The sequence below is a fragment of the Anaeromyxobacter sp. PSR-1 genome (assembly GCF_000964525.1).
Lineage (GTDB): Bacteria > Myxococcota > Myxococcia > Myxococcales > Anaeromyxobacteraceae > Anaeromyxobacter.
This window is the reverse complement of record NZ_BAZG01000063.1, coordinates 1-21353: the sequence shown is the minus strand read 5'-3', so window position 1 is coordinate 21353 and position 21353 is coordinate 1. Positions and strand designations below refer to the sequence as shown.

The window sequence follows — 21353 nt, the reverse complement described above, 5'->3', positions numbered from 1 at the left end:
GGTCCGCCCACCGCCGCGCCGCGCATGAGGAACACCGCGCCCGCCACCCCGCACAGCGCCGCGCCGCCGGCGCGGAGCCGGTCGGCGACCACCGGCAGGTTCAGGTGCGCGATGGTCCCGACGAGCGCGTCGCCGCGCAGGTAGCCGGCGCGGAACAGGCCGATGCGGAGCGCGAGGTGGATGGCGTTGTAGACGACGAGCGCCGCCACCAGCGCCGGGACCCCGAGCAGCAGCGCGCCCAGCACCGCCAGCGCGCCGAAGAACGGGCGCAGCGCGGTCCAGAAGAAGCCGTCGCCGACCGCCGCGAGCGGCCCCTGCAGCGTCGCCTTGTAGGCGAGCGGCGCCTGCCCCGGCTCGGCGCCCGCCGCCACCCGCTCCTCGTGGTGGATGGCCCCGCCCACGATCGCGGCCGCCATGTACGGGTGGCAGTTGAAGAAGCCGAGGTGGCGCGCGAGCGCCTCCTCGCGCCGCTCGGGCTCGGGGTAGAGCGCGCGCAGCGCCGGGTCGATGGCGTAGGCGAAGCCCAGGTTCTGCATGCCGCGCCGGTTCCAGGCGGCCTGCAGGAACAGGCAGCGCCAGAAGACGCGCACCAGCGTGGCCCTCGGGACGCGCGCGCTCACCCGAGCAGCCTCCAGGTGAGCAGGGCCGCGAAGGCGGCGGCGAACGCGGCGAAGAACAGCCGCGGGGCGGCGCGCGAGCGGAGCGCCTTCGCGCCGGCGGCGCAGGCCAGCGCGGCGAACGCGAACCAGCCCACCCGCAGCGGCCCCGCGGCGCCCGGCGCCGCGGCGAGCAGGCGCGGGATGAGCGCCTCGGCCAGCCAGGCGGAGAGCGGCGCGAGCACCGCGGCGATGGCGAACGGCGCGGCCAGGCCGTACAGGTTCGAGCGCGCGGCCTCGGCGACCCGGTGGCTCGCGAGCGCCGCCTCCGCGTGCCGCGCCAGCCGCTCGTTCCAGCCCTCCACCGCCTTGTCGGCGCGCCGGCCCAGCAGCGCGACCGGCGCGGCCAGCAGCACCGCCAGCACCGCGACCTCGGGCGTGACCCCGGAGCCCACCGCCCGGCCGGCCAGCACCGCCCCGCCCGCGATGGCGGCGGCGCCGAGCGCCTCGTGGACCGGCACGGCCGCGCCGAGGTTGACCGCGCCGAGCCAGAGCAGCTCGAGCGGCGCCGCGACCACCAGCCCGCCCGCCGCGTCGCCGAGCACCCAGCCTGCCACCGGGGCCAGCGCGATCGGGCGCGACAGCATGGCCTGCAGGAACCCCTTGCGCTCCACGGCGGCGAGGCCCGCCACGAGCCCTAGGAAGAGAAAACCCAAGCCGGACGAGTGTAACCTAATGGCCCGCGGCGTACCGGCGTTCGATCTCGGCCAAACCCGTGGGGGATTCGGAAGGAATGGCGCGGGCTTCCACCTCGAAGCCCTCCGCGGCCAGACCGCGCAGCACGGACAGGTCCTCCTCGGAGACGAACACCGAGGGCGTGACCAGGCGGCGCCCCGGCCCGAAGTGGAGGTTGCCCAGATTCACCTTGGGTGCGAGCGCGGCCGTGAGCCCGGCGGCGCGCGCCGCCGCGAGCCCGGCCACGTCGCGCACCAGCACCAGCACCTTGGCGCCGCCGGATGCCAGCCCCGCGTAGTCCACCTCGGCCACCCGGCGGATCCGCACCGGCAGCTCCGGCGGGACGCACAGGGTCATGGCCGCCTGGGCGAGCGAGCTGGCGGCCGCCTCGTCGTCCGCGACCATCACCTGGTCGATGCGCAGGCGGGGCACCCAGGTCTCGAGGATCTGGCCGTGCAGGAGGCGGTTGTCGACGCGGACCAGGGGGATCACGTGAGACTCGACGGTCGCTCCCGGCCGGCCATTCAGCGGGCGGCTACGTCCGGCTCCGCGCGCGGGTGCGCAGCAGCTCGGAGGCGAGGGTGATGTTCTTCTGCCCGTAGGCGGTCACCAGCTCGGCCACCGAGTGGAGCGAGACGTCCTCGCCCCGCGCGGTCGCGAGCTTCATGATCATGGGGAGGTTCACCCCGGTGACCACCTCCAGCTTGTCCCCGAGGAAGGTGAGCGCCAGGTTCGCCGGCGTCCCGCCGAACATGTCGGTGAGGACCAGCACCCCGTCGCCCTGGTCCACCCGCTTCACCGCCTGGGCGATGTGCTCGCGGGCCTCGTCCATCGACGCGCCGGCCACGATGCTCACCGCCTCGCAGCGCTCCAGGCGCCCGACGATCCCCTCCGCGGTGAGCAGGAGCTCCTCCGCGAGCCGTCCATGCGTGGCGACCACCAGTCCGACCATGTCCTCAGCGTCCTCGCGGCGGATGGAGCGCCCGGCCGCGTCCGGCCCCCCGGCGCGCGCGTACCATATACGCCGCCGCGCCCGGCGGCCAGCGCCGAACGCCCGGCGCGGACTACTCCTTCTCGACGTCCCGGTGCCAGAGCCGGACCGGCTGGCCGGAGCCCTCGAGCCGCTCGGCCAGCGCGGCGGCGAGCGCGACCGAGCGGTGCTTGCCGCCGGTGCAGCCGATGGCGATCGTGAGGTAGCTCTTCCCCTCGTTCCGGTAGCGCGGCAGCAGGAAGCCGAGCAGGTCGGTGAGCCGCTCCAGGAACGCCTTCGCGTCCGCCTGGCCCAGCACGAACTCCGCCACGCGCGGATCGGTCCCGGGGTGCGGCTTCAGCTCCGGCACGAAGAACGGGTTCGGCAGGAAGCGCACGTCGAGCACCAGGTCGGCGTGGGTCGGGATGCCGAACCGGAACCCGAAGGACACCAGCGTCACCCCGAGCTTCGCCCCCTCGCCCGCCACGAAGCGGCGGGTGACGAGCCGCTTCAGCTCGTGGACGTTGAGCGTGGTGGTGTCGATCACCTCGTCGGCGATGCCGCGCACGTCGGCGAGCGCCAGCCGCTCGGCGGCGATGCCGTCCGGCACGGTGCCGCCCTCCCCGGCCAGCGGGTGGCGGCGGCGGGTCTCGGAGTAGCGCCGGACCAGCGCCTCGTCGGAGGCGTCGAGGAACAGCACCTCCACGTCGGCGCCCTTCTGGCGGAGCTCGCGGATCACCCGCGGCGCCTCCACCAGGAAGCGCCCCTCCCGCGCGTCCACCACGAGCGCCATGCGCGAGACCTCGCCGGCGGTGTGGCCGGAGAGCTCGAGCAGCTTCTCGAGGAAGACGATGGGGAGGTTGTCGACGCAGTAGAAGCCCGCGTCCTCCAGCGCGCGCAGCGCGGTGGACTTCCCCGAGCCGGACACGCCGGTGAGGATCACCACCTGCGGCCCGGCGTGGCTCACCGTGGCGGTCATTCGACGTCGATCTCCCCGACGCGCCCCCCCGGCGCGAGCGCGATGGCGCGGTTGAGGCGCTCCTGGAACTCGCGGGCGGAGTGGTGCCCCTGGAGCTTGAGGAGGTGGTTGCGCGCGGCCACCTCCACGATGGTGGTCATGTTGCGGCCCGGCCGGACCGGGACGACCAGCATCGGGATCTCCACGTCGAGGATGCGGAACTTCCGCTCCTCCACGCCGAGCCGGTCGTACTCCACGTTCGGATCCCACTCCACCAGCTCGAGCACGATCTCGATCTTCTTGCGCTCGCGGATGGCGGCGACGCCGAACAGGTCCTTGATGTTGATGATGCCGAGGCCCCGGATCTCCATGTGGTGCTTGATGATCTCGGAGCCCGCGCCGAACACCGACTCCGGCGTCTTGCGCTTCACGTCCACGATGTCGTCGGCCACCAGGCGGTGGCCGCGCATGATGAGGTCGAGCGCGATCTCGCTCTTGCCGATGCCGGACTTGCCGAGCAGCAGGATCCCGACGCCGAACACGTCGAGCAGCACGCCGTGCATGGAGGTCTGCGCGGTGAGCACGTCCTCCAGGCAGTTCTGCACCGACTCGATGAAGTTCGAGGAGAGGTGGCTGGTGCGGAGCAGCGGCACCCCGGCCTCGTCCGCGGCGGCCGTCATCTCGGGCGGCGGCTGCAGGCCCTTCGTCACCACCAGGCAGGAGACGTCCTGGGCGAAGAAGCTGCGCAGCACCTCGACCGAGCGCTCGCGGGGCAGGGTGGCGAGGTAGCTCATCTCGGTGTTCCCGAACACCTGCACGCGCTCCTTGTGCAGGTACTCGGTGAACCCGGCGAGCACCAGCCCGGGCTTCTGGATGCGCGAGGAGCTGATCCGGCGCGACAGGCCCTGCTTGCCCGCGACGAGCGTGAGCCGCAGATCGAACTTGGTGTCGTCGAGGAGCGCCCCGACGCGGATCGCATCCATGGGGTGCCGAGTCTAACCCGGCGAAACCCGGGCCCGCCACCTCGGCGCGCGCCGGCGCGGCGTCCGCGCGTCCCCGGGGCCGGACGCGCCCGCCGCGGCGGCCGGAGCGCCCGCGCGCCCCGCGCCGGCCGCCGGGTCGTCGCCCCGCACGCTCCGAGCGTGTTCACCCACAGAGAACGCGCGCGCACGCACGGCCCGCACCGGAGGCACGCACCGCCGCGACTTCCCCCTCTGGGTACAGATCGGCGCCCGGGCCTGCGACGCGCGTTGACGCTATGCTCCCGAGGTCACTAGATTGCCCGGCCCGCCATGCAGCTCGAGCTCCTCTACCACGGCAACTGCTTCGACGGCTGCGCCTCGGCCGCCCTCTTCGGACGCTGGTTCCAGGAGCGCGAGGGGGCGCGCCTCGCCGGCGTCCGCTACCGCCCCGTGCAGCACCAGCAGGGCGACGCGTTCCCGCCCGACGCCTTCGGCGCGGACGTGAACGCGTGCGTGGACTTCCGCTACTCGCCCCGCCTCGACTGGTGGTTCGACCACCACGCCAGCGCGTTCCCGACGCCCGCCGACCGCGAGGCGTTCGAGCGCGACGCGACCGGCCAGAAGTTCTGGGACCCGGCCGCGCCGAGCTGCACCGGCTTCATCGCGCGCACGCTGGCGGACCGGTTCGGCTGGCGCGCGCCCGAGCTGGACGAGCTGGTGCGCTGGGCCGACGTCATCGACGCGGCCCGCTTCGAGTCGGCCGCGGTGGCGGTGCGGCTCGAGGCGCCGGCGCTGCGCATCATGACGCTGCTCGAGGCCACCAAGGACCCGTCCGTCCCGACCCGCCTCATCGGCGCCATGCAGCGGCTGCCGCTCGCCGAGATCGCGGCGCTGGACTGGGTGGCGGCGCCGCTCGCGCCCATCCTGGAGCGGCACCGCGGCACGGTGGACGTGGTGCGGCGCCAGGCCAGGGTCCGCGACGGGGTGGTGGAGATCGACCTCGGCGACACCGGCATCGAGGCCGCGAACAAGTTCATCGCCTACGACCTGTTCCCGGAGGCGCGCTACACCGTGGTGGTGTCGAAGGACCCGAAGCGAACCAAGGTGTCGGTGGGCTCGAACCCGTGGGCCCGAGAGCAGCGCACGCACGACATCTCCAAGCTCTGCGAGCGGTACGGCGGCGGGGGGCACCCGGTGGTCGGGGCGGTGTCGCTCGCGCCGGACCGGCTGGCGGACGCGCGCCGGATCGCCGCGGAGATCGCCTCCGCGCTCCGGGGGGAGCCGAACGCACCATGACCCCGGGCCAGTACATCCTGGTGGTGGACGACGACGACGACTTCCGCGAGGCGCTCTCGGAGGTCCTGGTGGACGCCGGCTACCCGGTGCAGCAGGCCGAGAACGGCGAGGTCGCGCTCGCGAAGGTGGACGAGGAGGCGCCGGGCATCGTCCTGCTCGACCTCAAGATGCCGGTGCTCGACGGCTGGGGCGTGATGGAGCGGATGCGCGGCGACGCGAAGAGCGCCGCGGTGCCCATCCTGATCCTCTCCGCGTACGGCTTCGAGTGGGAGGCCGAGCTGCTCGGCGCCCAGGGCTACATCCCGAAGTCGGTGGGGATGGACGAGATCCTGGAGCGCGTCCGCAAGGCCGCCGGGCCGCCGCCGATGCGGCACTGATCGTAACGAGGGCTGCGCCCTCGCCCCGCCGAGCCAAGCTCGTCGGGGCCCCACTCCTGCTGCGCGGGGCCCGTGACCGCTCGCGCCCGCGTGCGCGGGCACGCGAGCGGTCCCCGCGGGGAGGGGCTGCACCCCTCCCCAGCCTGCGGCTGGGGCCCCTCCCTGCCATCCGCGCGCTGGGCGGCTTCGCTACAGCTCGAATACCCGGAACCGCCGGTCGTCCATGTGCTTGCGCAGGAGCGGCATGGCGACGTTGTAGACCGGCACGCCCTTCGGCGTGCGCGCCTCCAGCGTCCCGTGGTGCGAGTGGCCGTGGAAGACGGCCCGCGCCCCGAACGCCTCGCACGGCCCGAGGAGGCGGCTCGAGCCGAGGAACGGGCGGAGCTGCAGGTCCTCGCCCTCGGTGGTCTCGAACACCGGGGCGTAGTGCATCACCACCACCTTCTTCTGGATCTCGAGCTGCGCGAGCGCGGCCTCGAGCTTCAGCGCCTCGTTCACCGCCTCCTGCACGAACGCCTTGATGGCCGGCTCGCCGAACGCCTGGAGCATCCCGCGCTCGAACCCGCCCGCGAACCCCTTCACGCCGGCGATGCCGAGGCGGCGGTCGAACACCGCGTGGTCCCCGTCGAGCAGGGTGACCTTGGCCTCGGTCAGCACCCGGCAGATGTCGCGCACCACGCCGCCCTCGTAGTCGTGGTTCCCGAGCACCGCGGCGCAGGGGACGCGCAGCTGCGAGAGCACCTCCGCGAGCGTCTTCGCCTCGTCGAGCGTGCCGTGGTCGGTGAGGTCGCCGGCGATGACCAGCCCCTCGGCCTCGCCGTTCACCATCCGCACCAGCTCGCGGAAGCGCCCGTGCTGGTCCGAGCGGCAGTGCAGGTCAGCCGCCGCCGCCAGGCGAAACGTCGGCTCCGCCTGCTGCGCCTGCGCCTGCTGCTCCGCCATGTCCCGCCCTCCCCGCCGGCCCGCGCTCCGCCTCGTCCCAGCGGCGCCCGTCGTGGAGCCCGAGCCGCTCCACGTCGTGCACGTACTGCACGCGCGACATGAGGCTGCCCCGGCACATCGACACCGGGTGGTCGCCGCAGCGCACGTTCTCGAGCGTGCGGCGCACCAGCTCCTCGGTGACCCACTCCGGCACGGTGGAGCGCGCGCCCGGGTAGGCGAACTGGAACAGGAGCAGGTGCGAGAACAGCACCTCCCAGTACCGGTGGAAGCGCCGCAGCAGCCGCTCCCAGTCCATCCCCGGGCCGCACGCGTGCAGCAGGTGGTTCACGTCGGCGCCGTCGTAGCGCTCGCGCTCCAGCACGAAGCTCTTCGACCAGACGATCTCCTCGGGCGGCGCGAGCAGCACCTCCACGTCCATCACCCGGCCCGGCCGCGCGTGCGCGAACCAGAGGTCGTCCACCACCGCCACGCCGTTGCCCGACGAGAAGATGAGGTCCACGAACCACTCGCCCTGCCACGCCTTGCCGATCCAGCCCGGGTCGGTGATCTCGGTGCGGAAGCCGGCCTCCTCCAGCACGCGGAAGGCCGCGTCGAGGTCCTGCTCGCGCAGGAAGAGATCGAGGTCCTTCGTGTCCCGGAAGATGCCGGTGTACTCGAAGAACGCGTAGGCCCCGGCCACCAGGAACGGCACGCCCGAGCGGGCGAGCGCCCGCAGCGCGGTCGCCCGCGCGTCCAGCTCGCCCTGGCTCCGCTCCCGGATGGCGAGGTCCTCGCCCGGCCGTTCGCCCGCGCCCATGCCGTCAAGCTGCGGCGCCGCGCGGCGCGGGGCAAACGGCGGAGCCTCAGCGATCGGGATCCCCGCCGCCGTCCTCGGGATCGCCGTGGCGCCGCCGCGGCGGCCGGCCGGCCAGGTCGGCGCGCGTCACCGCGCCCTCGCCGAAGCGGCCCGCCAGCGCGTCGAGCGCGGCGTTGAGCGCCTTGCGGCGCGACGCCTCCGGGGGCGGCGGGGCGGGCGCGCCGCCGAACAGCCCGAGCTGGCCGCGCTCCTCCTCGCCGGCGAAGCCGGAGACCGAGATGCCGGTGAGCCGCACCGGGCGGCGCAGGTCCACCCGCTCCAGCTGCGCGCACGCCGCCTCGTAGATGGCGCGGTCGTCGTCGGTGGCCCGCGGGAGCGTCACCCGGCGCGTCACCAGCGTGAAGTCGGCGTACTTCACCTTGAGCGTCACGACGTGGCCGGCGAGCCCGGCGGCGCGCAGGCGCCGGCCGACGGTGCCCGCCTGCGCGAGCAGCTCGCGCTCGAGCGCCGGGCGGCCCAGCAGGTCCTGGTCGAACGTGTCCTCGGCCCCGACCGACTTCGCCTCCTCGTCCGGCACCACCTCGCGTGGATCCTCGCCGCACGCGAGCGCGCGCAGCCCGCGCGCGTGCGTGGGCCCGAGCGCGGCGGCGAGCGCCGACTCGGGCATGCGGGCGAGGTCGCCGATGGTGGCGACGCCGATGCGGCGCAGCGCGGCCTCGGTCACCTCGCCCACGCCCCACAGCCGCCCCACCGGCAGCGGCGCCAGGAACGCCGCCACCCCGCCCGGCGGCACCACCACCAGCCCGTCCGGCTTGCCGAGGTCGGTGGCGATCTTCGCCGCCATCTTCACCTCGGCCACGCCGGCCGAGACCGCGAGGCCGCACTCGCCCCGGACCGCCGCCTTGATGGCGCGCGCGATGTCCGGCCCGGCGCCGTGCAGCGCCCGGCTGGCGGAGACGTCGAGGAACGCCTCGTCGAGCGAGAGCGGCTCGACCAGCGGCGTGTAGCGCCGGTAGATGTCGAACACGCGCCGCGACAGCTCCGAGTAGCGCCCGAAGCGGGGCGGGAGGAACACGCCGTCCGGGCAGAGCCGGCGCGCCCGGGCGGTGGGCAGCGCCGAGCGGACCCCGAACTTCCGGGCCTCGTAGCTGGCCGCGCATACCACCCCCCGGTTGCCGGTCCCCCCCACGATCACCGGCCGCCCGCGCAGCTCGGGCTGGTCGAGCTGCTCCACCGACGCGTAGAACGCGTCGAGGTCGAGGTGGAGGATGGTGCGCGGCCCCGGGTCCATCGCCCTGTACATAGGACAACCCCCTGCCGTGCCCAACGGGGACGCCGCGCCACTTGATCCTGATCAAGTCGCCCGGTAAGTAGCGACTTGCATGGACGGATCGGTGGCTACCCGCCGTATCGGTCCTCCGCGGGCCGGGATTGCGGAGCGGATCTGGGACGCGGCCAGGGCCGAGTTCTCGAAGCGGGGGTACCACGGTGCCCGCGTGCAGGGGATCGCTCGTGGTGCGTCCTGCAACGTGGCGCTCATCTATCGCCACTGGGCCTCCAAGCGGGCCCTCTACCTCGACATCCTGCGGGCGGTCTGGCTGGCCGCCGCGAACGAGCTGTCGCGCTTCGTCGAGAACGGCTCGGGCGGCCCGGAGGCGGTCATCGCCGCCTACCTCGACGCCATGATGCACGACCCGATGGGCGCGCAGATCCTGGTGCGCGAGTACCTGGACGGCGCCCCGTACCTGTCCCAGCTCACCACCGCCGAGCCGGCGCTGCTCGATCCGCTCCGGCGGGCCGCGGCGGTGATCGCCGAGGGCGCCGACGGCGGCGTCGACCCGGTGCTGGCCGTGGTGACGGTGGGCGGGCTGGCCGCGCTCGTGGCGTCCTCGCAGGAGGCGATGCTGCCGATGGTCGGCCAGCAGCTCGCCCCCGAGGCCTGGCGTGCCCACGTGCTGCACGTGCTGGCGAACGGGCTCGCCCCGCGCGCCGGCCCGCGCGGCTGATCGATCGGCCGCCGTCCGCGCGCCCGGCCCGCCGTCCCGGCGGGGGCACGCGAGCCTTTCCGGCGCGCCGGGGCGGGCGTAGGCTCGCGCACCATGAAAACGGACGTGGTGGTGGTCGGCGCGGGGCTGCAGGGCGCCTCGGTGGCGCTTCGCCTGGCGCAGGCCGGCAAGCAGGTGGTGGTGCTGGAGCGGGCGGTCCCGGGCGCCGAGGCGTCCTACGCGGCCGGCGGCATCCTCTCCCCCGGCGTCGAGGCGCTCGAGCCCGGCCCGTTCTACGCGCTGTGCGCCGCCTCGCTGGCGCGCTACCCCGGGTTCGCGCGCGAGGTCGAGGCCGCGAGCGGCATGTGGGTCGGCCTCCGCGGCGGCGGGACGCTCGAGATCGCGGTGGACGATCCGGAGGCCCGGCTCCTCGCCGGCCGCGCCGAGAAGCTGCACAAGGCCGGGCTGCCGGTGGAGGTGCTCGACGACGCCGAGGTGCGCCGGCTCGAGCCGGGCGTGTCGCCCGAGGCGCGCGGCGCGCTGTACTTCGCCGACGAGGCCTCGGTGGACCCGCGGCTGCTGGGCCGGGCCGTGTACGTGGCGGCGGCGCGGGCCGGGGCCCGCTTCGTCACCGGGAAGGTGGAGCGGATCGTCCACGAGGGCGGGCGCGCGGTGGGCGTGGACCACGCCGCCGGGCGCATCGAGGCGGACGCGGTGGTGCTCGCGGCGGGGAGCTGGAGCATGCAGGTGGAGGGGAACGGGCTGCCGCCCGGCGCGGTGCGCCCGGTGCGCGGGCAGATCGCGCTCCTCGACACCCGGCCGCCGCTGCTCTCGCGCGTGGTGTTCTCCGCGAACGGCTACGTGGTGCCGCGCGCCGACGGGCGGATCCTGTGCGGCTCCACCATGGAGGAGGTCGGGCACGAGAAGGCGGTGACCGCGGGCGGGCTGCGGCGCGTCCTCGACATCGCGCTCGAGATCGCGCCCGCGCTGGCGGGCGCGCCGGTCGTCGAGACCTGGTCCAACTTCCGCCCCGCCAGCCCGGACGGCTCGCCCATCCTCGGCGCCGGGACCGTGCCGGGGCTGTACTACGCCACCGGCCACACGCGGAACGGCATCCTGCTCGCGCCCATCACCGCCGATGCGGTGGCCGCGGCGGTGCTGGGGACGCCGCCGCCGGTGGACCTCGCGCCGTTCTCGCCGGCGCGCCTCGGGGCCGGGCGGCCGCAGGCGGCGGGCCGCAAGTAGGCGCGGGCCCGCCCGCCTTGCCCGGCGCCGGCCCGGGCCGCAGGTTTCCACCGGGCCCATGCGCGGCGCGCCGGACATCCGGGAGGTGCAGGACCACCTCTTCGACCGGCTCGCGCGGGGCCAGCTCCTCCTGCTGGTGGGCGCCGGCGCCTCGCGCTGGGCCGGGCTGCCGTCCTGGCGCGAGGCGGTGGCGGCGCTGGCGCGCGACCTCGTGCCGGTGCTCCGGGAGCGGCTCCCCGACGCCCCGGCGCGCTTCTCGCCGCCCGGGCCGGACGACCCGGTGGCGCTCGAGACGCTGCTCCGCGTGCCCGAGGCGCACCGCGCCCTCTGCGGCGAGGCGCGGCTGGTGGAGCGGCTCGCGGCGCTGTTCGACACCTCGCGCATCGACCCCGCGGCCCTGCCGCTGCACCGGCTCCTGGTCCGGCTGGCCGCGTTCGTGCCCGCGGTCTACACCACCAACTTCGACGACCTGCTGGAGCGGACCTTCGCCTGGGCGGGCCGCGCCTGCCAGGTGGTGGCGGCGCCCGACGACCTGCAGCGCTGGCGGCTCGACCCCGCCGGCGGCCGCTTCGTCTCGCGCTTCCCCGTGTACAAGCTGCACGGCACGCTCGACCGCCCCGCCACGCTGGTGGTGAGCGAGACCGACTTCCAGCGGCGCGCCAGCCTGGCCGCGAACGCCATCGACCTGCGCTTCTGCTCCGACGCGGTCGGCCGCGAGCTGCTGCTCGTCGGCTACGGCTTCAACGACCCGAACCTGCGCTGGATCTGGACCAAGCTGCGCGACCTGGAGGTGCTGCCGGTGGCCTGGTTCCTCGGGCTCGGGACCTCCACCGACCTCGAGCTCGCCACGTTCGAGCTCGACCGGATCGCCCGGGTGGACCTGCGGGCCTCGGACCCGGTGCACCCACCCGAGCTGCTCGCGTTCCTGGGCGCGCTCGCCGACCGGTGCGAGGCGGCGCTGGCCCCGTTCCCCCGCTGACGTCCCCGCGCCGTCGCCCGCGACCCCCGGAGGCGGGGGCGTCCCGTTCCCCCGCCGGGCCGCCGGCAGGGCGCCCGCGCCCTCTGCCCACGTCCGTCCGGGCGGGCGCTCGCGGCGCCGGGGGACCCCGGCTGGCGCGCCCCCGAGGGCTGTGGCAAGCTCGCGCCGATGTCTCTGCCGCTCCGCCGTGCGGCGGTCCTCCTGCTCGCTGCGGCCTGCACCCCGTCCACCGCTCCCGCGCCCGCCCCGGCGGCGCCGCCGGCGAACCACGTCGCGCGCGGGACGATCACCCCCGCGCGCTACGTCCCACCGCCGGCCCGCGGGTCCCGGGCGCGCCCGGAGGCGTGCCTGCCGGGCGAGCCGTTCGCGGCGCCGAGCGCGCTCGCCGAGGAGGCGGTCGCGGCGCTCGACGCGGGCGCCCGCGAGCGCGCGCTGGCCTGCGCCGACGAGGCGCTGCGGCTCTCGCCGCGGATGGTGCCGGCGCTCACCGCGCGCGGCGCCGCGCTCGCCGCGCTCGACCGGCTCGACGAGGCGCGGCTCGCGTTCGCGCGCGCGCTGGCGGTGGATCCGGACGAGCCCGAGGCGCTGCTCGGCGCGGCCGAGCTGCACGTCCGCCGGCTGGGCTCCGCCCGCGACGCGCTGGAGGCCGGCCTCGAGTACGCGGTGCGCGGCGTGCGCAGCGCCACCCGGCCGCCGCGCAAGGACAAGGACCTCGCCGCGCGCCTCGAGCTGGTGGCCGGGATGGCCGAGAACGACCTCGGCCGCAGCCACCTCGCGCTCGCCCACCTCGACCGCGCGCTCGCGGCGCGGCCGAAGGACCCGGACGCGCTCTACGAGCGCGGGGTGGCGCTGTTCGAGCTGTGCCGCTTCGGCGAGGCCCGGCGCGCGTTCGAGCGGGCGCTCGCGATCGCGCCCGACGACCCGTGGGCCATCCACCAGCTCGGCCTGGTCGCCGAGCGCGCCGGGGAAGGCCGGCGGGCGGCGGCGCTCCTGGCGCGGGCGCGCGCGCTCGCGCCGGACGACTTCCGCGACGAGCTGGCCGTGGACCCGGGCGTGTTCCGGGCCGAGGTGGACGCGGCGGTGGCGGCGCTCCCCGCGGCCGAGCGCGAGGCGCTGAAGCTCGCGCCGGTGGAGATCCAGGACCTGCCCGACACCGAGGACCTCACCGCGGTCGAGCCGCCGCTCTCGCCGTCGATCCTCGGCCTGTACCGCGGCCCGCCCGCCGACGAGGCCTGCACCGAGGCCGACGGGCCCCGCTGCCGGAGCATCGTGTTCTACCGCAAGAACCTGCTCCGCTTCGCGCGCGACCGGGCCGAGCTCACCGAGCAGGTGCGGGTGACGCTCCTGCACGAGCTCGGGCACCTGCACGGCGAGTCGGACGACGAGCTGCGCGACCGCGGCCTCGAGTAGGCCGCCTTCGCGGCCGCCTCAGCGCCGCGTCCGCGGCGATTCCGCCCCCTCCTCGCCGCCCGGCGCTTCCTCCTCCTCTTCCCCGCCGGCGGCGCGGCGCACGTGCACCGCCCCCACCTCCGGCGGCTCGGGCGGCTCCGGCTCCGACATGCTGGCGAGGTCGTCCTCCGGGCCGGGCAGGTCGCCCCCCGAGTCGGCGCCGAGCGGCGTGGGGGCCGCCCCGCCCACGTTGCCCGAGGGCACGAGCTTCTCGTCCTCCTCCTCCAGCCGCTCGCGCGGGATCCGCTCGGTGGGCCGGGCGGTCGGCTCCGGGTCGTCGTGGGGTGCGGTGGCCATGACCGCACCCTGCGCACCGCCGGGGGCGCCGGGAAGGCGCGCCCGCCCGGTCAGGGCGCGAGCGTGCGGTAGAGCGCCTCGTACCTCGCCGCGCTGCGCTCCCAGCTGTTGTCCTCGGCCATGCCGCGCTCCACCAGCCCGCGCCAGGCGCGCCGGTCGCGGAACACGTCGAGCGCGCGGCGGGTGGCGGTGAGGAGCGCCTGCGGCGTGTACTCGGAGAAGCGGAAGCCGGTGCCGCGGGTGAACCCGTCGAAGTCCTCGACCGTGTCGGCGAGCCCGCCCACCGCCCGCACCACCGGCACGGTGCCGTAGCGGAGCGAGTACATCTGGTTCAGGCCGCAGGGCTCGAAGCGGGAGGGCATGAGGAACAGGTCGGCGCCCGCCTCGATCCGGTGCGCCAGCCCCTCGTCGAAGCCGATGCGCGCCGCGACGCGGTCGGGGCGCTCGCGCGCGGCCCGCGCGAACGCCTCCTCGTAGGCGGCGTCGCCGCTCCCCAGCAGCACCACCTGCACGTCGCGGGCGAGGAGCGCCGGCAGCGCCGCGGCCACGAGGTCGATCCCCTTCTGCTCGGCGAGCCGCGTCACCAGCCCCACCAGCGGCACGTCCGGCCGCGCCGGCAGGCCCACCTCGCGCTGGAGCGCGGCCTTGCAGGCCGCCTTGCCGGCGAGCTCGCCCGGGGTGAAGTGCGCGGGCAGGTGCGGGTCGCGGGCCGGGTCCCAGGCGTGCACGTCGATGCCGTTCAGGATGCCGTGCAGGTCGCGGGCGCGGTGCCGGAGCAGCGCGTCGAGGCTGGCGCCGCCCTCCGGCGTGAGGATCTCGCGCGCGTAGGTGGGCGAGACGGTGGTGAGCGCGTCGGCGAACGCCAGCCCGGCCTTCATGAAGGAGAGCTGGTCGAAGAACTCCATCGCCTCGTAGCGGAACACCTCCCAGGGCAGGCCCAGCGCGGGCAGCACCTGCTTCGGGAACAGCCCCTGGTAGGCGAGGTTGTGGATGGTGAACACCGTCCGGGCGCCGGCGAGCGCCGGGTCGCGCGCGTGCTCGTGGCGGAGGAGCCAGGGCCCGAGGCCGCACTGCCAGTCGTTGAGGTGCAGGATGCGCGGCCGCAGCCCCAGCGCGCCGGGCAGCGCCAGCGCCGCGCGGGTCAGGAACGCGAAGCGCTCGGCGTTGTCGGGGTGGTCGCGCCCGCCGTCGCCGTACAGGCCCCGGCGGCTGCCGAACAGGTGCGGGTGCTCGACGAAGTAGACGGGCGCCGGGCCCCGCTTCACCCAGAGCGCCACCGGCTCGCCCCGCACGTGGAGCGCCGTCCTCACCGGCTGGAGCCCGGCCGCGCGCGGGTCGATCGACCCGTGGCGCGGCGTCACCACCACCACCTCGTTGCCGCGCTCGGCGAGGGCCCGCGGCAGCGCGCCGGCCACGTCCCCGAGCCCGCCCGTCTTCGACCAGGGGCCGACCTCGGAGGCGACGAACAGGATCTGCATCGGGCTCAGTATGGATCTTCCCGCGCCGCTAGCCGGGCATCTTGCGCAGGAACTCCGCGGCTTCCTCGGGCGGGACCGGGTTGATGTGGAACCCGGAGCCCCACTCGAACCCGGCCACCTGCGTGAGCGCCGGCATCACCTCGATGTGCCAGTGGTAGCTCGGGCTCTGCGCGTCGCGGAGCGGGTTGGAGTGGACCATGAAGTTGTAGGCGGGCTTCCCGAGCGCCCCGCCCAGGCGGCGCAGCGTGCTGCCGAGCGCCTCGGCGCACAGCGCCAGCCGCTCCTTGGGCTCGGCCTCGTAGTTCGACTGGTGGCGCTTCGGGACGATCCAGGTCTCGAAGGGGCTCCGCGGGGCCCAGGGGGCGAACACCACGAACTCGTCGTTCTCGAGCACCAGCCGCACCCGCTGCTTCCGCTCCTGCCCCACGATGTCGCAAAAAATGCAGCGCTCCTTCAGGTCGTGGTGGCGGCGGGCGCCCTCGATCTCCTCGATCACCTGCCGCGGCACCACCGGCAGCGCGATGAGCTGCGAGTGCGCGTGCTCGAGCGACGCGCCGGCCAGGTGGCCGTGGTTCTTGAACAGGAGGATGTACTTGAAGCGCAGGTCGTTGCGCAGGTCGAGGATGCGCGCCTTGAAGGCGAACAGCACCTCGGTGAGCTCGGCCGGGGAGAGGTCCTCCATCGACCGATCGTGGTCCGGGGTCTCGACGATCACCTCGTGGGCGCCGATCCCGTTCATCCGGTCGTAGATGCCCTCCGCCTGCCGGTCCAGCTCGCCCTCGATCTTGAGCGCCGGGAAGCGGTTCGGCACCACCCGCACCTTCCAGCCCGGCGAGTTCGGCGGCGCCGACGGCGCCCGCCCCGCCACGTACACCTCGCGCGGCGTCATGCCCTCGTTGCCGGGGTCGAACGGGCAGAGGCCGCCCTGCGGCGCGGGCGCGGCCCGCTGCATGTCGGACGGACGGCGGGCGCGCTCGGTGGCGATGATCACCCAGCGGCCGACGATGGGGTCGCGGCGGAGATCCGGCATGCGGGCCCTAGCCCTCCTCCGCCGGCGCGGCCCCCGGCTCCACCGGCTCGTGGCGCGGCGGGCGCCGGAGCGTCGAGCCCACCGCGGCGCCGGCGAGCATGAGCGTCGCGCCGCCGAGGTAGGGCGCCGCGAACCAGAGCTGGCTGTAGGCGTGGGTGGCGGAGATGGGGCCGGCGATGCGCCCGAGCGCGGCGGCGGACTGGCCGATGCCGAGCGTGCCGCCCTGGTCCTCGGCGCGCGCCGACCGCGAGATGAGCGAGGTGAGCGACGGGGTGGTCAGGCTCGAGCCGAGCGCGAGGGGCACGGTCGCGACGAGCAGGCCCGCCACCGAGCCGGCGTAGGGCAGCGCCGCGAGCGCGGCGGCCTGCAGGAGCAGCCCGGCCACCAGCAGCGCCCGCTCGCCGAAGCGGCGGCTGAGCGGGCCGATGAGGCCGCCCTGGACCACCGTGGCGACCACGCCGATGAGCGCGAACACGTAGCTCACCTGCCGCTGGTCGAGCCCGTAGCGGTGGACCGCGAGGAGCGCGAACGTCGCTTCCATCCCGCTGAACGCGAGGATGGCGATGAAGTAGATGAGGATGAGCCGGCGGATCCCGGGCCGGCTCACGCCGCCGAGCAGCGCCTCGAGGTGCGGCCGGCGCTCGGCCTGGACGTGCGCGGCCGGCTCGGGCAGCACGAAGAACGCCGCCACCCCGTTCGCCGCCGCGAGCGCCGCCGCGGCGTAGCCGGGCGCGGAGAGCGAGATGGCCGAGAGCAGGCCGCCGATGGCCGGCCCGAGCACGAAGCCGAGCCCGAACGCCGCGCCGATGAGCCCCATGCCGCGCGCGCGCCCCTCCGGCGGCGTCACGTCGGCGATGTACGCCTGCGCGATGGCGATGTTGGCGGTGGCGGCGCCGGCGAACAGGCGCGAGACGAGCAGCCACGCGAAGCTCGGGGCGAGCGCGTAGCCCAGGAACCCGAGCGCCGTCATGGCGATCGAGATGAGCAGCAGCGGCCGGCGGCCGTGGCGATCCGAGAGCCGGCCCCAGATCGGCGTGAAGACGAACTGCATGGCCGAGTAGCCGGTCATCAGCCACCCGATCTGCGCGTCCGGCGCGCCGAGCCGCTCGGCGTAGAGCGCCATCACCGGGATGACCATCCCGAAGCCGAGCAAGTCGATGAAGACGATGACGAAGAGGATCGCGAGGGCGGACCGGTTCTTCACGCGGGCGCGAGGATAACCCGGCCAGGGGCGGGGCGCAGGCTTTCCTGCCGGGCCGAGGGCGGCGACGGGAGCGCCTTCGGGTGAGGGGATTGATTCACGCGCCCTGAGGTCGGGGCGTCGCGGGACGGCGGCCCCTACCACGCCACGCGGTCGCGTCCCGCGTTCTTGGCGCGGTACAGGTGGCCGTCGGCGCGCGCGAACACGTCGGCGCCGTCGGCGTCGTCGGGCGCGAGCTCGGCGCAGCCGAGCGACACCGTCACGCGCAGCGCCTGCCCGCCCGCCTGCACCGGCTCGCCGCCCACCGCCCGGCGCACGCGCTCGGCCACCTCCGCCGCGGCGGCCACGTCGGCGCCGGGGAGGATGGCGGCGAGCTCCTCGCCGCCGATGCGCGCCAGGAGGTCCCCGGCCCGCAGCGCGGCCGCGGCCCGGCGCGCCACCTCGGCGAGCGCGACGTCGCCGGCGGCGTGGCCGTGCCGGTCGTTCACGTCCTTGAAGCGGTCCACGTCGAGCACCGCCACCGCGAGCCGGGCGCCGCCGCGACGCGCCCGCGCCACCTCGCGGCGGAGCGACTCCTCGAAGGCGCGGCGGTTGGGGAGGCCGGTGAGCGCATCGCGCAGCGCCAGGTCGGCGAGCGCGGCGAGCTCCGACTCCTCGGCGTCGCCGGCCCGCAGGTAGCGGGCCACGAAGGGACCCACCTGCACCCGGTCGCCGGCGGCGAGCCGGTGCACCGCCACCTCGCGGCCGTTCACCCAGGTGCCGTTGGTGGACCCGAGGTCGAGCACCAGGTGGCCCTCGCCGTCCGGCACCACGCGGGCGTGCCGGCGCGAGACGTCCGACGCGGGCAGCGCCACCGCGCAGGACGGATCGCGCCCGAGCACCACCTCGCCGTCGAGCGGCACGCGCAGGCCCAGCGCGCCGTCCCCGGCCACGAACACGAGGCAGTGGCCGGCCGCCGCGGCGGCGCGCTCCTCCGGGGTCCGGACGCGGGTGGGATCGTCGCCCATGCGACCGCGAGTCTACACCGGGCCCCCGCGCGCCAGGCGCCCGACCCGCTACACCCGCCAGTGGATCCGCTCGAAGTCCTGGTCGGGCACGGTGAGCGTCAGGTAGCCGTACCGCGGCAGCCGCTCCACCTCGACCTCGCCCCGGAGCGCGTGGACGGCGAGGTCGAACCGGTCGCCCGGCGAGAGGCCCAGCGCGGCGAACGGGAGCTCCAGCTCCGCCACCTGCCCGAACGCGAGCCGCCCCAGGGCCTGGCCGCGCCACGCGCCGGGGCGCGGCGCGCCGTCCGGCTCGAGCGGGAAGTCCACCCAGCGCTGGCCGTCGCCGGAGCGCACCGACACGCGCACGTGCGTCGCCACCTCGGCGGCGCGCGCCGGCGACTCGGCCGGGTCGAGCCGCAGGTACAGCGCGGCGAGGTCGAAGCCGAAGCGGAGCACGTGGAAGGCCTGCGCGCCGCCGTACATCGAGCCGCGGTGCTGGCCGGGCCGGTACAGGCCGGCCCCCTGCCACTCGAAGTAGGTCGTCTCCCGGCCGTCCAGGGCCGGCGTGAGCAGCATCACCGGCTCGCGGAGCGGCTTCGCCTCGAGGCCGGCCGGCGCGGGGGCCCCGGCGCGCTTGATGGGCGCCTGCGTCTCCGGCGGCGGGTCCACGCCGCAGAGCAGCGCCGCCCGGTTCACGTGGGCGCGGAACAGCGCGTCGAACTCCGCCGCCTGCTCGGTGGTGAAGTCCTCGCCGTACCACCAGTACCAGTCCGACGCCTCGGCGGCGTACAGGTGCCGGCGCGCGCGGGCGAGCCGCTCGGCGGGGACCTCGCCCCTCTCCTCCGCCTGCGCGAGCGCCTCGCGGACCCGGCCCAGCGCCGCCCAGGCCTCGCAGTCCTCGCGGTGGCCGATCCAGATCCGGAACGAGGCCTCGATCCAGGAGCCGGTGTGGATGCGCGCGATGGGCGGGCCCTCGGCGGCGGCCGTCGCCTCGGACATCGTCACGGTCTCGACGCGGCCGGAGCGCTCCAGCGCGTCGTAGAGCCGGTCGAGGAACTCGTGGCCCGAATTCGGGTAGTGCTCCCAGGCGTTCTCGCCGTCGAGGAACACGCCCACCGTGGGCGCGCCGGGCTGCCCGTCCCGCACCCACGCGTCGGCCACCGCGCGCACGTGCGCGGAGAAGTCGGCCACCGCCTCGGCCGCCGGCACGCGCGCGTAGGTGAAGCCGATGACGTCGGAGAGCGCGCGATCGCGGAACAGCATCCGGACCTCGCGCCCGTCGCCGGCGGCGACGCGCCAGGGCCGGTACACCGAGCGCAGGCGCGGCGCGGCGGCGGGCAGGGACTGGAGCAGGACGCCCTCGTCGCTCGCCGCCCAGCCCACGCCCTCCGTGGCGAGGATCTCGAGCGCCTCCGGCGAGACCGAGCCCTCGGCCGGCCACATGCCCGCGGGCGGCCGCCCGAAGCGGCGCGCGTGCGAGGAGATGGCCTCGCGCACGTGCCAGCGCGCGTCCTCGGGGTGGGCGAAGCGCGGGGGGAGCGGGATGCCGGGCAGCGCGCGGTGCGCGGCGTCGGTGTCGCAGAGCAGCGGGAGGATCGGGTGGTAGTACGGCGTGGTGGAGAGCTCGACCTGCCCGCGGTCCTGCAGCGCGCGCCAGCGCGGGACGATGCCGGCCGCGATGCGCCGCTGCACCTCGAGCACCGCGTCCACGTCGGCGCGGGTGTAGCCGCGCCCCTTCTCCCGCAGCGCCCGCACCGCGGGCTCGTCGGCCTGCGCGCCGAAGCCCATCCAGGCGAGGTTGAACAGCGCCTGCAGGTCCTGCAGCTCCTGATCGCCGAACGACTGCGCGAGCCGCGCCAGGTCCACCCCGCGCAGCTCGCGCCCGCGCTTCTGGAGCAGCTCCCAGTAGCGCGGCATGGGCTTCACGTTCGTCTCCCAGCCGACCATGAAGAACGAGCGGAGGATCTGCTGGCGCTCCTCGGCGGTGAGCTCGGCGGGCGGGCGCGCGCTCAGCTCGAGCAGCCGGTCGTGCGCGGTGCCCTGCGCGTAGTCCTCGAGCTGCTGCAGCAGCACCGGGGTGAAGTTCACGGTGCAGCGCACGCCCGGGTGGCGCTCCAGCATCCAGGCCATGTCGTGGTAGGCGCGGGTGGCGTGCAGCCGGACCCACGGCATGAGGTAGGCGCCCGTCTCCGGCTCGCGGTACGGGGGCTGGTGCATGTGCCAGAGGAACGCGAGGCGGACGGGCGTCATCTGGCGGGACGGTAGAACGCGGCCGCGCCGCGCGCAACGCGGCCGGTGTCTCAGCGCCTTCCGCGCCGCGCCGGCCCGGCCCCGGGCCCTCGTCGCGATCCCTAGCGTCGGGTGCGGCGACCCGCGCCGGCCCTCGCCGGCGCGGGCGGCGCGCCCGACGCGGTGAAGGCCGGGCCGCCCTCGCCGCGGACCTTCCACTCCTCCCACAGGTTCAGGAGCAGGGCCACGTCGGCCACCGGCACGCGCTCGCGCAGGTGCGGGAACTCGCCCGAGAACGCGCGGTAGAACTCGTGGTAGCGGAGCGGGGTGAAGTAGCGGAGCAGCGTCTCGCGCCCGGCCGCGTCCACGTCGAGGAACTCGACGCCGAAGCCGGCCTCGAGCTCCGGATCGTCGCCCGGCACGGTGTGCGCCACCCGGGCGCGGATGGCGAGCGGCCCGCCGGGCAGCCCCAGCTCCACGAACAGCTCCAGCCCCTCGCGCAGCAGGAACGAGGAGGCGAGGAACACGCCGCCCAGGCCGAGGTTGCGCGAGGTGCAGTGGGCCTCGAACTTGAGGCCGCGCTCGCCCGGGATGTACAGCCGGCAGGGAAGCTCGACGTCGATGCGCTCGTAGCGGCGTGGCTCGGTCACGGTGCGGGTTCCCCTAGCGGAAGATCTTGCCGAAGCCGCGCGCCTTCAGCTCGCCCATCTCCTTGGCGAGCCGGCCCAGCCGCTCGGTCTTGTCGGCCACCTCGCGCTGCAGCCGCGCGATCTTCTGGTCGCGCTCGGCGACCTGCGCGGCGATCGCGTCCTTCTCCTGCGCGGCGCGCTTCAGCGCCTCGC

General features: G+C 75.6%; 22 protein-coding genes. 6 read left to right on the top strand and 16 right to left on the bottom strand.

Annotated elements, in window-relative coordinates; genetic code table 11:
- The 6 genes from PSR1_RS11565 to hprK form a co-directional block, all read right to left on the bottom strand.
- Window positions 1-620: PTS system mannose/fructose/sorbose family transporter subunit IID (locus PSR1_RS11565; RefSeq protein WP_059437725.1), on the bottom strand; the 620-nt coding region annotated here is incomplete at its 3' end.
- On the bottom strand, window positions 617-1312 hold the full coding sequence (locus tag PSR1_RS11560; RefSeq protein WP_059437724.1) for a PTS sugar transporter subunit IIC: 696 nt from the start codon (window positions 1310-1312) through the stop codon (window positions 617-619). The genes PSR1_RS11560 and PSR1_RS11565, both read right to left, overlap by 4 nt.
- Before the next feature lie 16 nt (window positions 1313-1328).
- Window positions 1329-1823, bottom strand: coding sequence for a PTS sugar transporter subunit IIB (locus tag PSR1_RS11555; protein ID WP_059437723.1), 495 nt, complete (start codon window positions 1821-1823; stop codon window positions 1329-1331).
- A gap of 43 nt (window positions 1824-1866) precedes the next feature.
- Window positions 1867-2283 carry a PTS sugar transporter subunit IIA gene (locus PSR1_RS11550; RefSeq protein WP_059437722.1) on the bottom strand — a complete coding sequence of 139 codons (417 nt, stop codon included), beginning with the start codon at window positions 2281-2283 and terminating at the stop codon, window positions 1867-1869.
- A 112-nt stretch (window positions 2284-2395) separates the two neighbouring features.
- A complete protein-coding gene (gene rapZ, locus PSR1_RS11545) occupies window positions 2396-3280 on the bottom strand; it encodes an RNase adapter RapZ (RefSeq protein WP_059437721.1) in 885 nt (294 codons plus the stop codon).
- Complete coding sequence (gene hprK, locus PSR1_RS11540) at window positions 3277-4242, bottom strand: HPr(Ser) kinase/phosphatase (protein WP_011419206.1); 966 nt, start codon at window positions 4240-4242, stop codon at window positions 3277-3279. Before hprK ends, rapZ begins: the two co-directional genes overlap by 4 nt.
- Window positions 4243-4551: 309 nt before the next feature.
- Between hprK and PSR1_RS11535 the strand changes: the two genes are divergently transcribed.
- Together PSR1_RS11535 and PSR1_RS11530 are read left to right on the top strand one after the other, a co-directional pair.
- Window positions 4552-5517: a DHH family phosphoesterase gene (locus tag PSR1_RS11535; RefSeq protein WP_059437720.1), complete on the top strand. Its 966-nt coding sequence runs from the start codon at window positions 4552-4554 to the stop codon at window positions 5515-5517.
- Window positions 5514-5894 (top strand): response regulator, encoded by a 381-nt coding sequence (locus PSR1_RS11530; RefSeq protein WP_011419204.1) that lies wholly within the window; start codon window positions 5514-5516, stop codon window positions 5892-5894. Before PSR1_RS11535 ends, PSR1_RS11530 begins: the two co-directional genes overlap by 4 nt.
- 189 nt (window positions 5895-6083) lie before the next feature.
- Here the strand turns inward: PSR1_RS11530 and PSR1_RS11525 are convergent, their stop codons facing one another.
- From PSR1_RS11525 to PSR1_RS11515, 3 genes are read right to left on the bottom strand one after another with little or no spacing between them, the layout of a single operon-like run.
- Window positions 6084-6836 (bottom strand): metallophosphoesterase, encoded by a 753-nt coding sequence (locus tag PSR1_RS11525; protein WP_082100226.1) that lies wholly within the window; start codon window positions 6834-6836, stop codon window positions 6084-6086.
- Window positions 6772-7632 carry a nucleotidyltransferase gene (locus tag PSR1_RS11520; RefSeq protein WP_059437719.1) on the bottom strand — a complete coding sequence of 287 codons (861 nt, stop codon included), beginning with the start codon at window positions 7630-7632 and terminating at the stop codon, window positions 6772-6774. Before PSR1_RS11520 ends, PSR1_RS11525 begins: the two co-directional genes overlap by 65 nt.
- 46 nt (window positions 7633-7678) lie before the next feature.
- Window positions 7679-8935, bottom strand: coding sequence for a DNA polymerase IV (locus tag PSR1_RS11515; protein ID WP_059437718.1), 1257 nt, complete (start codon window positions 8933-8935; stop codon window positions 7679-7681).
- Between the two features lie 79 nt (window positions 8936-9014).
- Here PSR1_RS11515 and PSR1_RS11510 point away from each other — a divergent pair, with 79 nt between their 5' ends.
- From PSR1_RS11510 to PSR1_RS11495, 4 genes are all read left to right on the top strand, one after another.
- Window positions 9015-9638, top strand: coding sequence for a TetR/AcrR family transcriptional regulator (locus PSR1_RS11510; RefSeq protein WP_059437717.1), 624 nt, complete (start codon window positions 9015-9017; stop codon window positions 9636-9638).
- Window positions 9639-9731: 93 nt separating this feature from the next.
- On the top strand, window positions 9732-10862 hold the full coding sequence (gene thiO, locus PSR1_RS11505; RefSeq protein ID WP_059437716.1) for a glycine oxidase ThiO: 1131 nt from the start codon (window positions 9732-9734) through the stop codon (window positions 10860-10862).
- Window positions 10863-10920: 58 nt separating this feature from the next.
- On the top strand, window positions 10921-11841 hold the full coding sequence (locus PSR1_RS11500; RefSeq protein WP_059437715.1) for an SIR2 family protein: 921 nt from the start codon (window positions 10921-10923) through the stop codon (window positions 11839-11841).
- 168 nt (window positions 11842-12009) lie between these two features.
- A complete protein-coding gene (locus PSR1_RS11495) occupies window positions 12010-13251 on the top strand; it encodes a metallopeptidase family protein (protein ID WP_059437714.1) in 1242 nt (413 codons plus the stop codon).
- An 18-nt stretch (window positions 13252-13269) separates the two neighbouring features.
- Here the strand turns inward: PSR1_RS11495 and PSR1_RS11490 are convergent, their stop codons facing one another.
- From PSR1_RS11490 to PSR1_RS11460, 7 genes are all read right to left on the bottom strand, one after another.
- Window positions 13270-13587, bottom strand: a complete 318-nt coding sequence (locus tag PSR1_RS11490; RefSeq protein WP_059437713.1) for a hypothetical protein — start codon at window positions 13585-13587, stop codon at window positions 13270-13272.
- A 50-nt stretch (window positions 13588-13637) separates the two neighbouring features.
- Entirely contained in the window at window positions 13638-15065 is a 1428-nt protein-coding gene (gene glgA / locus PSR1_RS11485) for a glycogen synthase GlgA (RefSeq protein ID WP_059437712.1), read from the bottom strand.
- A 28-nt stretch (window positions 15066-15093) separates the two neighbouring features.
- A complete protein-coding gene (locus PSR1_RS11480) occupies window positions 15094-16095 on the bottom strand; it encodes a DUF4931 domain-containing protein (RefSeq protein WP_059437711.1) in 1002 nt (333 codons plus the stop codon).
- Between the two features lie 7 nt (window positions 16096-16102).
- Window positions 16103-17299 carry an MFS transporter gene (locus PSR1_RS11475; protein WP_059437710.1) on the bottom strand — a complete coding sequence of 399 codons (1197 nt, stop codon included), beginning with the start codon at window positions 17297-17299 and terminating at the stop codon, window positions 16103-16105.
- Window positions 17300-17433: 134 nt separating this feature from the next.
- A complete protein-coding gene (locus PSR1_RS11470; RefSeq protein WP_059437709.1) occupies window positions 17434-18303 on the bottom strand; it encodes a GGDEF domain-containing protein in 870 nt (289 codons plus the stop codon).
- Window positions 18304-18351: 48 nt separating this feature from the next.
- On the bottom strand, window positions 18352-20532 hold the full coding sequence (locus tag PSR1_RS11465) for a glycoside hydrolase family 57 protein (protein ID WP_059437708.1): 2181 nt from the start codon (window positions 20530-20532) through the stop codon (window positions 18352-18354).
- 101 nt (window positions 20533-20633) lie between these two features.
- Window positions 20634-21161, bottom strand: coding sequence for a PilZ domain-containing protein (locus PSR1_RS11460; protein ID WP_059437707.1), 528 nt, complete (start codon window positions 21159-21161; stop codon window positions 20634-20636).
- Window positions 21162-21353: the final 192 nt, after the last annotated feature.